This window comes from Xanthomonas populi, from assembly GCF_002940065.1.
In the GTDB taxonomy this organism is placed as follows: domain Bacteria; phylum Pseudomonadota; class Gammaproteobacteria; order Xanthomonadales; family Xanthomonadaceae; genus Xanthomonas; species Xanthomonas populi.
The window spans coordinates 1-299 of record NZ_MDEJ01000385.1 but is presented as its reverse complement, the minus strand read 5'-3'; the positions used below and the strand labels follow the sequence as shown (position 1 = coordinate 299).

Here is a 299-nt window from a genome sequence, read left to right as displayed (position 1 = left end):
GATTGCACGCCCCACAGCGCAGTGGCGTTGCGGTGCGCCGCCTCCCCGCCGCCGGCACCGTGCCACGCCGGGGCGTGGCCGCCGGACAGGTTCGCCTGCGCGCAGGCGCGCCCATCGCGCGCCTGCGCGTAGGCCTGCGTGTCGGCCTCGGCTAACTGACCGCCCGGCGTGGCCGGCGTGCCCGCTTCGCCCTTGCCGTTGTACAGCGCCCCCAGCACCACCGGGCGGTCGATGTCCCCTTCCAGAAACCCCACCAGCACTTCCTGGCCCACGCGCGGCAGGAACTGGCTGCCCACGCC

General features: G+C 75.6%; 1 protein-coding gene. It reads right to left on the bottom strand.

The features are described 5' to 3' along the window. On the bottom strand, positions 1–299 hold a 299-nt coding region (locus tag XpopCFBP1817_RS21385; RefSeq protein WP_244171305.1), incomplete at both ends, for a phage baseplate assembly protein V.